This is a genomic window from Flavobacterium sp. UBA4854 (assembly GCF_002399805.1).
In the GTDB taxonomy this organism is placed as follows: Bacteria; Bacteroidota; Bacteroidia; order Flavobacteriales; family Flavobacteriaceae; genus Flavobacterium; species Flavobacterium ginsengisoli.
Genome location: NZ_DHEI01000159.1, coordinates 48,152 through 57,585, shown reverse-complemented (window position 1 = coordinate 57,585; position 9,434 = coordinate 48,152). Strand labels below are relative to the sequence as shown.

The window sequence follows — 9,434 nt, the reverse complement described above, 5'->3', positions numbered from 1 at the left end:
TATTTTAAAGGAACTGGAAACGAGCCATTTTGGGGAATCAAAATAGGGAATGAGGAAATCGTTTTTACATCATTAATACCTGGGAAAGAAAAAATCACTTTTCCTGCTGTCGATGCGATTAGAGCGATGGATGCTAATGTGAAAATGTATAAAGTAAGTAATGAAAATACTTTGGCGACAATTACAATTCAGCAATTGGATTGCCAAGATTCAATGTCTGGTGCGATTTCGCCTTACAGCGTAAAAGTCGAAATAAAAAATAATTCGGAATTAGAAACAAAGAAATTAAGTGGATGCGGAAAATATTTAACCGATTATCGTCTTCATGATATTTGGGTTTTAGAAGAATTAAATGGTTATAAAGTTTTTGCAACTGATTTTCAAAAGGAAATGCCTCGAATTGAAATTAATTCATTTGAAAATAGATTTTCTGGTTACGGAGGTTGTAATGCGATTAGCGGTTCTATTTTTTATGAAAAAGATTTATTGCGATTTACAAAGGTAATTTCAACTCTTATGGCTTGTCCGCAAGGAAATAAAGAAGGTGAACTTTTGAAAGCATTGCAAAGTACTACAACTTATTCTATTGGAAACAATCAATTGACTTTGTCTAATCCTTCTGGGAAATTGGCTATTTTTAAGAAAGTTGATTAAAGCTTTTGTTTCATATTTAAAGTTTAAAGTTTCAAGTTGCTGTCATTTCAACTGAAAGGAGAAATCACACTAATTTGTCGACAAAGATTGGCAATTTTCTTTGCGGAGTTTCTTGTGTGATTTCTCCTTTCAGTCGAAATGACAAACTTATTACTCAAACAATTCTTTAGGATCATCATTTTCTGATTCTTCTTCGCCATCAATAAAATCTAATTCTAAAGCTTTTACGCTTTGAACTGCATTTCCAGCAATACCGCGAATTGAACCGTACATTCCTAAAGTATTGTGAACTACTTTTTCGATTTGTTTTTCACGCTGTTTCCAGATTCTCTGCATCGCTCTTTTTTCAGAATCTAAATCGCTTTGCATTTGAGTGAACCCTTCTACAATTCCTTCAATCTGCAAACGGAATTCGTTGCTCGTAAGGAAATCGTACAACATAGACATTTTATCGCCCTTGTTTTCCTGCGCCTGAACGGCTTGATTAATTTGAATTAAAGATTGACGCAAGACGGCACTTAAACCTTTAAATTCTTCATACGTACAAATCCAGATTCCGTCGCGCATTCCCATTCTGTCCATTCCAGAAGGCATAACTTCAGTTACCAAAACTCCAATATTGGCTCTTTTAGTTCTAATATCATTTTTGAATTTCTCAATCCAAGAAGGTTGGAATGCTTTTGTTCTTTTGCTTTCGTAATAAATAGAACCGCAATTTTGGTGTTCTCTTGTGTTTACAACTTGAAGACAATCGGCGCCGTTTGCGCCTTTTTTAATTTCATCAATGCTGTCAAGAGGGAAGTTGTTGGCCAGCCATTCTTCAATCGCTAATTCCATTACTTCGCCTTGTAATTGCATTGAACCCTGTTCTTGCTTGCGCTTCATTTCTTCGGTCAGCTTTTTTTGTTCTTCCAACTGTTTCTGAAGTTCCTTGAATTTTAATTCGTTTTTATCGTCTTCTTGTTTTCTGATTTTTTCGCGCTCCAAAGTTAATTGCGCATTTAATTGCTTTTCGGCTTCGGCTTGAATGGCATCTTTCATTTCCAGTTTTTCGCGCTGCAATTTTGCGATTTCACCTTCCATTTTATTTAATTCTCTGATTTTTTCTGACTTTTCAGAGAGTTCTTTTTCCATCAACAACAAACGATCTTTGTTTTCTTCTTCCAGTTTCGCTTTTAGTTTTTCTGAAATTTCTTTCTCAGCGGTCTTTTTTTCGCGTTCCAAACGTTCAGCAAAAAGTTCGTTTTCTTGTTTTTTCTTCGCTTCAAATTCGGATTTTGCTTTTTCTAATTGTTCGTTTTTAAGCTCTAATTCACGGTTTTGAACATTTGCTTTTTGTTGAAATTCTTTACGGATGCTATCTTCCAATTGATGTTTTAAAACATCATTGACATCGATAGGAGTTCCGCAGTTTGGACACTGAATAGAAGATTGCTCAGCCATTTTATATTGAAATTTTATTGTAGAATTTGAATTTGCTAAGATATTTAAAAGTTCTCTTTTTATAATATGGATTTCTGTAATAAATTGTAACGAATTTTTGTTATGGCCACGAAGGCGCTAAGACGCAAAGTTTTTTTGCCACAGATTAAAAGGATTGAAAAAGATTTTTTTATTTCACGCAGATTTTATAAGATTTAGGCAGATTACAAAGATGTTTTTCATACAGTTTGTCATTTCGAGGAACGAGAAATCTCCGCAAGTAGCTCCGTTCCTATAAGCCAATCTTTGTAGAGCTTCTTGCGGAGATTTCTCGTTCCTCGAAATGATAAAAATGAGAGAAAATACTTTCAATATGTAGCAAAAAAACTTCCTGCCTTAGCGTCTTTGTAGCAACAAAAAATCAACAGCAGATTTCGTAATTTCAGATTCATCTTCTTTTGATGTAATAATCGAAACATCTGTTTTTAAATTAACCTTTTTCAGTTCAATAAAACCAATCTCTGAATCTTGATTGTTTTTTGCAATGTTGGAAGGAACAATCGAGATTCCTAATCCATTTTTAACTAATTGTACGATGGAGTTGATGTTATTGGCTTCGTGAATGATTTTCGGTGTGAAGCCATAAAAAGCACAAAGTTCTAATAAAACTTCATGATAATGTGGTGCGTAATCTTTATTGAAGAAAACAAACGTTTCGTCCTTCAGTTTTAAAATATCATTTTCTGATTTTATCTGAAAGTTGTTTTTGTTGTAAACCAAAGAAAAGCCATCTTTAAACCATAAATGCGATTTTATTTTTGGTGAATGAATGGGCGATCTGATAATTCCCATTTCGATTTTTCCTTGTTCTAATGCATCGATTTGTTTGGTGGTGGAAATTTCGAAAAGTTTGAAATTTACATAAGGAAACTGTGCTTTTAAATGTTTTATTAAATCGGAAATAACAGCAGAATAAATCGAACTGATATAAGCGATTCTGAATTCGCCTGAAACATTCTCCGCAATTTTTTTTGTTTTGACAGAAATGCGTTCCAAATTCTGAAAAAGCGCTGTCACTTCTTCTTTAAAATATTTTCCGGCTTCGGTTAATTCTACTTTTTTGTTGTTTCGAATGAAAAGTTTTGCTTGAAGCTCTTCTTCTAATTCTGCTATTTGTCGACTTAATGGAGGTTGAGAAATAAAGAGTTTTTCCGATGCTTTGGTAAAGTTTAGTTCTTCGGCTACAGCCAGAAAATATTTTAGGTGACGTAATTCCATGATACTTTTAAAGTATTATTAATTGATAAAAATAGTATTTTTAAAGTATTTATAAAAGAGATAGTTTTGAAAAATAAAAAAATAGGTCTCTCGCAGATTTAGCAGATAAAGCAGATTATTAATTTTTAGATAAATCATTCTTAATCATAATAATATCCCAATCATATAATAGCAAAAAGATTCGCTCAATCTGCTTGATCTGCGAGAGATTCAAAAAAAAAAACAAAGGCCATGAAAAAATCAACTATCGAAGAAATCAAAGAACGATTTGACAATGATGTCGAACGATTTTCAAACTTAGAAACGGGGCAAGTAGCCACAATCGACGCTACTATTTCTTTAGAATTAATAACCGAAGCTTCAAAACGGATTGTTCCAAATGCTGCAACTATTTTAGATGTTGGCTGTGGAGCGGGAAATTATACTTTAAAAATGTTGTCTAAAGTGCCTGATTTGAATTGTACGTTAGTCGATTTGAGTTTGCCAATGTTAAATCGTGCTTTTGAAAGAGTTTCGGCGACAACAAATGGAAAAGTCGAAATAAAACAAGGCGATATTCGTGTAGCAGATTTAGAAGAAAACAGTTTTGATATTATTTTGGCTGGTGCTGTTTTGCATCATTTAAGAGATGATAACGATTGGGAAACGACTTTTACTAAATTGTTTACATTATTAAAACCAGGTGGATGTTTGATGATTTCGGATTTAATCACACAAGACACGGATTTGTTGAATGAATACACTTGGCAACGTTACGGCGAATATTTGGAAGGAATAGGAGGGGCGGAATATCGTCAGAAAGTTTTGGATTACATTGAAAAAGAAGATTCTCCAAGATCGATGAATTATCAATTGGATTTAATGAAAAAAGTAGGTTTTTCAAAAGTTGAAATTTTACATAAAAATATGTGTTTTGGGGCTTTTGGAGGAATAAAGTAATTGTTTTTTGCCACGAATTATACGGATTTAGTGAAATTAGTGTAATTCGTGGCTAATAAAAAAAACTATGCGTTAATGGGCATTGGATATTTGTTTCTAAGGTCAAAAACTAATTCTGAAGGGCCATTTTTCTGTAGGTAACCTAATTTTTCTACAGCTTCTTCCATGCTTGGAATTTCTCCTTTTGGAATCCACCACATGGCTGTATGCGCTTTTCCGAATTTCTGAAACCATTCTTTTCGGCGTCTCAAAAATTCACTGTGAAAAGTTTTGTACATATAATGTTCCAAAGTTTCAATGCTTTCCCAAACGGATACATTAATGATAATTTGCTCATCATTGTACGGATTCAGACTTGTGGCATTGTAACTGTCAGTTTCGTCTTTTAATCTCCAAACAAAACCTTCGCTTTCTTCGGCTAAAGTGTTTACTGCATCTAAATTATCTACAAATTCTTTCATAATTGGGTCGTTAATGTCGACTCCTTTCATTTTGGCAATATTAATTTCGGCAAGATGATAATGACTCATAGTTTTTATATTCTGGATGAAAGGCAATTTAGCTTTTTTCTGAATAATTATTTTAAGGAAATAAGTTACGTTTGTAACAGTTATGGAACCTGCAAGGTTTTTTAAACCTTGTAGGCCTTTTTTTTAGGTAGGTTTTAAAGATATACCTACAAGGTTTTGGAAACCTTGCAGGAAGTGATTTATAAAATCTGTACAGTTTTATAAACCTGAATTGGGCTTGAAACAAGATTTTCGGTTTTTTGGATAAAATCCTTTAAGTAAGATTGGTTGTTATGTAAGTCTAAACCAATTTGGTCTTTCCATTCTTCCCAAAGAATAAAAACATTTTCTGAAGTGTGTAAATCGTAACGAATACATGCAGCTTCTTTTCTAGTTTCTGTTACTAGATGTGTCAGAAGGTTTTGAATTTCAAGTAAATGTTCTGGTTTACTTTTTAAAATTGCGGTAATCGAAATCATAATTATAGGTTTTTAAAGGTTTCTTCAAGATGTTTCGTATAATTCTCCTTAAAGATAACGATATTTTCTGGTGTAGCGCCTTTTTCAACGTCATGGAAATGGAATCCGTTTATACGTTCCATTCCTGTAAATTTATTCATTTTATGGAAACCAAACATTGCGCCGTCATCAACCGAAGTTTGATCGAAGAATTCTCCCGGAAGTGTAAAAGCCGTTGCTGGAGCATTCCAGCTTGTGGTAAGCATGTATTTGCGTCCGTGCAAAAGTCCGCCAGTTCCGTAATTGATATCTGGATTTACGCGACTTCTTCCATCGCTCTTGTAAATTCCTTTGTTGTGACCTGCTGTGAAAACATCGTCTATGTATTTTTTGAAAAGGTTTGGAAGTTGAAACCACCAAACAGGTGTATGGTAAATGATTACATCTGCCCAAACAAATTTTTCTACTTCTTGGTCAAGATCGATATTGTCTTCTACGTGAGTTGTTTTTATTTCGTATTCGTTGCTTTTTGAAAGAAATTCGGTTGTCCAGTCTTGCACTGTTTTATTGAATTTTCCTCCTGAATGGGCAAATTTTTGCCCGCCGTTAATTATAAATATCTTTTTCATTTTTATTATTGTTTCTTTTGAAAATGGGATGCATGAGGGATAGGAGTGATGTTCTTATTCTTTAAAAAGAAAAAGATTTAGCGGATAGCCCAATTCGTCGCAGCGAAACATTCCCATATTCTAATTATTTAATTTTTTGAGATTTTTTAAACACATAGAAACATAGGTTTTTCTTTCTCGAAAAGTTGATGGAAAGAAACTAGTTCTAACACATGGAGTTTTATGTTTATTGATTCAAATGAAACATCTTTGACAATAACTAAAAACTATGTTTCTATGTGTTTAAAAGTAGAATTATTTTATTTTAGCAATTGCCTGATTGATGAATTCTAATTCTGAAGCTGATAAATCAAAATCCATTGTTTTAGCGTTTGAAATGGCTTGTTCTGCATTTCTTGCTCCAGCTAAAACTATTGCAATTCCTTTTTGTAAAGATGTCCAGCGTAAAACTAATTGTGATAAACTTGCTTCTTTTGCGTGTGCTAAAGATGTTAATTCTTCGACTAGAGTTTTTACTTTTTGAAGATCGAATTGACTGAAATATCCGTTTCTGTGATCGTTTTCTTTTAATTTGCTATCTGTGAAATATTTTCCAGTCAATAACCCTCTTTCCATTGGACTGTAAGCGATGATTCCGATATTTTCTGAAACTGTAAACGGAATTAATTCTTCTTCGATTTTACGGTTCAACATACTGTAAGCCACTTGATTTGATGCGATTTGAATTGTTTTTTGGGCTTCCTGAATTTGTGCAATGTTGTAATTACTAACTCCGAAAGCTCTGATTTTTCCTTGCTGAATTAAACTTTCTGCAGCTTCCATTGTTTCAGAAATTGGAGTAGTAGAGTCTGGCCAGTGAATTTGCAGTAAATCGATATAATCAGTTTGAAGACGTTTTAAGCTTTCTTCAACTTCTTTAATTACGTTTGCTTTTGATGAATATTTGTAAACTGGAATTTTTTTTCCATTATCGTCAGCGTCGAAAAAGAAATCGCCTTTTCCGTTATTGCTGCCGTCCCAAACTAAACCAAATTTAGTAAGTAATTGAACTTTAGAACGATCTTGACTTTTAATGGCTTCACCGATCATTTCTTCGCTTAAACCAAATCCGTAAAAAGGAGCGGTGTCAATTGTAGTTACACCGTGATCGATTGATGCGTGAATTGAGTCGATTGAATCTTTCTTTTCTGTTCCGCCCCACATGGTTCCGCCAATCGCAAAAGCACCATAAGTAATGGTTGATAATTCTAGTTCTGAGTTACCTAATTTTCTATATTCCATGATAGTGATTTTTTTCGTTTAAAATTGATGAGGCAAAATTATACTGTTTTTATGATTCTTATTTGGTATATATTTGTCTTTTTTAGGTATATTTGCATCTTCAAATAAAATGGAATTATGAAAAAAGAAAACTTATATGAACCTTTTACGGTTTCTTTTGAAACGCTGAATGAATATCCAGATGTGGGAGACCGTCATAATTTTTTCGAACTAGTTTATATTTTGGAAGGAACAGGAAGACAGTGTATTAATAAGAATATTTTCGAATACGATCCTGGTCATTTGTTTTTATTGACGCCTGAAGATTGTCATAATTTTACGATTGAAACCGAAACGAAATTTTTCTTTTTGAGGTTTAATGATATTTATTTGAAAAATTCGAGTTTGCAAAATGAAAATATTCAGCGATTGGAATATATTCTTCAAAATGCCAATCATCAGCCTGGTTGTATCTTAAAAAATGATCCTGATAAATGTTTGGTGAAAGTGATGATTGAAGCTATTTGTCGCGAACATCAGGATAAAGATGTTTATAATCAGGAATTGATTCAGCAATTGGTAAATACGCTAATTATTATCGTGGCAAGAAATATTGCAAAATATCTTCCAGAACAAATTACCATAAATACAGAAGCCAAAGCAATGGATATTCTGCAATATATTCAGAATAACATTTACTATCCTGAAAAGATTAAGGCAGAATCAATCAGTGATTATTTCGGAATTTCGAATACGTATTTAGGTCGTTATTTTAAGAAACATGCGAGCGAAACGATGCAACAATATATCAGTAATTATAAAACGAAACTAATCGAACATCGTTTACAATTCAGTGATAAACGTATTAATGAAATTGCATATGAATTTGGCTTTACAGATGAAAGCCACTTTAATAAATTCTTCAGAAAACAAAAAGGGTATAGTCCGTCTGAGTTTAGAAAGACAATTCGATTGAGTGCTTAGTTTTTTTCGCCACGACCCGAGCGATAGCGAACAGGCGAAGCAATTCCTGAATTTGCACTAATTTTATTTTTGTCACAGATTAATTGGATTAAAAATGATTTTTTTTGCTTATTAATTTTCTCTCGCAGATTTAGCAGATTATGCGGATTTATTTTTTTAATCTGTTTAAATCTGCTAAATCTGCGAGAGAAAAAAAGAAGAATTCGTGTAAATCCGCGTTTTCGCAAAGCGAATCTGTTTTATTCGTGTACTTTAATTTTCTTTACCTACTATAAAATCAAAATGCTCGGTTTTACCCGCTTTTAAATTGTTTATTTCATTTTGGATTAATTCTTCTAATGAATCTGCAACTATTAGGCGTGACCAAGATTCGTTTTGAAGTTCTATGATTTGTCCAAATTTTCCTTTTAATGCTGGATCTGTATCGTACAATAAGTAATCACCATTTCTTCCAGTTGCAAACGGAATCCATTTTGGGTTTGCGTAATTATTAGTGTTGACTTTTTCGAAATCTATTTCTTGTTCTGGCAAATCGTCTTCATCAAATTGTAAATCTTGAATGGAATCCCATTCTTCTTTAATATCTTCAAACGGAATAAGTTCGTATGGCCAATTATTAATTAAAATTTGAAAAGTCGAAGTAACGGCATCATAATCGACATTTTGAACTTTGTAAAAGTTAGCTAATGCTGGCGGAATTGTAATGTCATCTTCTAAAACAGAATGTTGTTGAATGTCCTCTACAGAAATTCCATCTGCAAGATTGTAATAATCATTATCGGTTGAAACAATTTTATTGATTTCTAAAATCCATTCCTGCCATAAAGGTTTGAATGAAGTGAATTCTGCATCAAGTGGTGCGCTGACTTTCTTTTCTTTTTCTTCAGCAGCAGAAATACTTAAACTTGTAATTTTGCCATCTTCTTTATCAAACCAGACACTGATTCCGTTAAGGATAAAAGCGCCGCTTCTGTCTCCTTTAAAGAGTTTTACAAGCTGATTTTTGTTGTTTTCATAGTAATGAAATAATTCTTGCTCTTCAAAAATAAATTCTCCTAAAAAAATACTTTTTGCGCAATAATCATATTCACGAAGTTCGAGTTCAACAGCAAGGCTTTCGACTTTATTTCCTTCTTTAGAAAAAGCCATAATGCCTTGGTCGTCCCAAGTGTAAATATGATTGTATTGTTTTTTAAGATATCTAGATTCTCCTAAAGCTTGTTTTAAAACTGTTATATCAATTGGGAATTCGATGTTTACATTGTTAATCTGAAAGCCTGTTTTGGATAATTCAAGTTTTG

9 protein-coding genes and 1 pseudogene are annotated in these 9,434 nt (G+C 32.9%); 3 read left to right on the top strand and 7 right to left on the bottom strand.

Annotated elements, in window-relative coordinates; all coding sequences use genetic code 11:
- A partial coding sequence (locus B3J44_RS22915; protein WP_286971675.1) for an META domain-containing protein occupies positions 1–654 on the top strand: 654 nt, incomplete at its 5' end.
- A gap of 150 nt (positions 655–804) precedes the next feature.
- On the opposite strand, the gene B3J44_RS22910 is transcribed toward B3J44_RS22915, so the two are convergent.
- Together B3J44_RS22910 and B3J44_RS22905 are read right to left on the bottom strand one after the other, a co-directional pair.
- The gene (locus tag B3J44_RS22910) at positions 805–2,097 is read right to left on the bottom strand and encodes a DUF2130 domain-containing protein (RefSeq protein WP_286971673.1); all 1,293 of its coding nucleotides are present in this window, start codon (positions 2,095–2,097) and stop codon (positions 805–807) included.
- 375 nt (positions 2,098–2,472) lie between these two features.
- Positions 2,473–3,354 (bottom strand): LysR family transcriptional regulator, encoded by an 882-nt coding sequence (locus B3J44_RS22905; protein ID WP_286971671.1) that lies wholly within the window; start codon positions 3,352–3,354, stop codon positions 2,473–2,475.
- Positions 3,355–3,579: 225 nt separating this feature from the next.
- Between B3J44_RS22905 and B3J44_RS22900 the strand changes: the two are divergent.
- Positions 3,580–4,293, top strand: a pseudogene (locus B3J44_RS22900) (class I SAM-dependent methyltransferase); the annotation flags it as partial.
- Positions 4,294–4,358: 65 nt separating this feature from the next.
- Here B3J44_RS22900 and B3J44_RS22895 read toward each other — a convergent pair.
- From B3J44_RS22895 to B3J44_RS22880, 4 genes are all read right to left on the bottom strand, one after another.
- On the bottom strand, positions 4,359–4,823 hold the full coding sequence (locus tag B3J44_RS22895) for a DUF3291 domain-containing protein (protein ID WP_286971670.1): 465 nt from the start codon (positions 4,821–4,823) through the stop codon (positions 4,359–4,361).
- A gap of 179 nt (positions 4,824–5,002) precedes the next feature.
- Positions 5,003–5,281: a putative quinol monooxygenase gene (locus B3J44_RS22890; protein WP_286971669.1), complete on the bottom strand. Its 279-nt coding sequence runs from the start codon at positions 5,279–5,281 to the stop codon at positions 5,003–5,005.
- A 2-nt stretch (positions 5,282–5,283) separates the two neighbouring features.
- Positions 5,284–5,889 (bottom strand): NAD(P)H-dependent oxidoreductase, encoded by a 606-nt coding sequence (locus B3J44_RS22885; protein WP_286971668.1) that lies wholly within the window; start codon positions 5,887–5,889, stop codon positions 5,284–5,286.
- A 294-nt stretch (positions 5,890–6,183) separates the two neighbouring features.
- Positions 6,184–7,170 (bottom strand): aldo/keto reductase, encoded by a 987-nt coding sequence (locus tag B3J44_RS22880; protein ID WP_286971667.1) that lies wholly within the window; start codon positions 7,168–7,170, stop codon positions 6,184–6,186.
- A 117-nt stretch (positions 7,171–7,287) separates the two neighbouring features.
- Here B3J44_RS22880 and B3J44_RS22875 point away from each other — a divergent pair, with 117 nt between their 5' ends.
- A complete protein-coding gene (locus B3J44_RS22875; protein ID WP_095930479.1) occupies positions 7,288–8,133 on the top strand; it encodes an AraC family transcriptional regulator in 846 nt (281 codons plus the stop codon).
- A 252-nt stretch (positions 8,134–8,385) separates the two neighbouring features.
- Here the strand turns inward: B3J44_RS22875 and B3J44_RS22870 are convergent.
- On the bottom strand, positions 8,386–9,434 hold a 1,049-nt coding region (locus B3J44_RS22870), incomplete at its 5' end, for an SMI1/KNR4 family protein (RefSeq protein WP_286971664.1).

Bases quoted from the DNA above. Each gene is read 5' to 3' on its own strand.
- B3J44_RS22910 (WP_286971673.1), bottom strand. From the start codon at position 2,097: ATGGCTGAGCAATCTTCTATTCAGTGTCCAAACTGCGGAACTCCTATC.
- B3J44_RS22905 (WP_286971671.1), bottom strand. From the start codon at position 3,354: ATGGAATTACGTCACCTAAAATATTTTCTGGCTGTAGCCGAAGAACTA.
- B3J44_RS22895 (WP_286971670.1), bottom strand. From the start codon at position 4,823: ATGAGTCATTATCATCTTGCCGAAATTAATATTGCCAAAATGAAAGGA.
- B3J44_RS22890 (WP_286971669.1), bottom strand. From the start codon at position 5,281: ATGATTTCGATTACCGCAATTTTAAAAAGTAAACCAGAACATTTACTT.
- B3J44_RS22885 (WP_286971668.1), bottom strand. From the start codon at position 5,889: ATGAAAAAGATATTTATAATTAACGGCGGGCAAAAATTTGCCCATTCA.
- B3J44_RS22880 (WP_286971667.1), bottom strand. From the start codon at position 7,170: ATGGAATATAGAAAATTAGGTAACTCAGAACTAGAATTATCAACCATT.
- B3J44_RS22875 (WP_095930479.1), top strand. From the start codon at position 7,288: ATGAAAAAAGAAAACTTATATGAACCTTTTACGGTTTCTTTTGAAACG.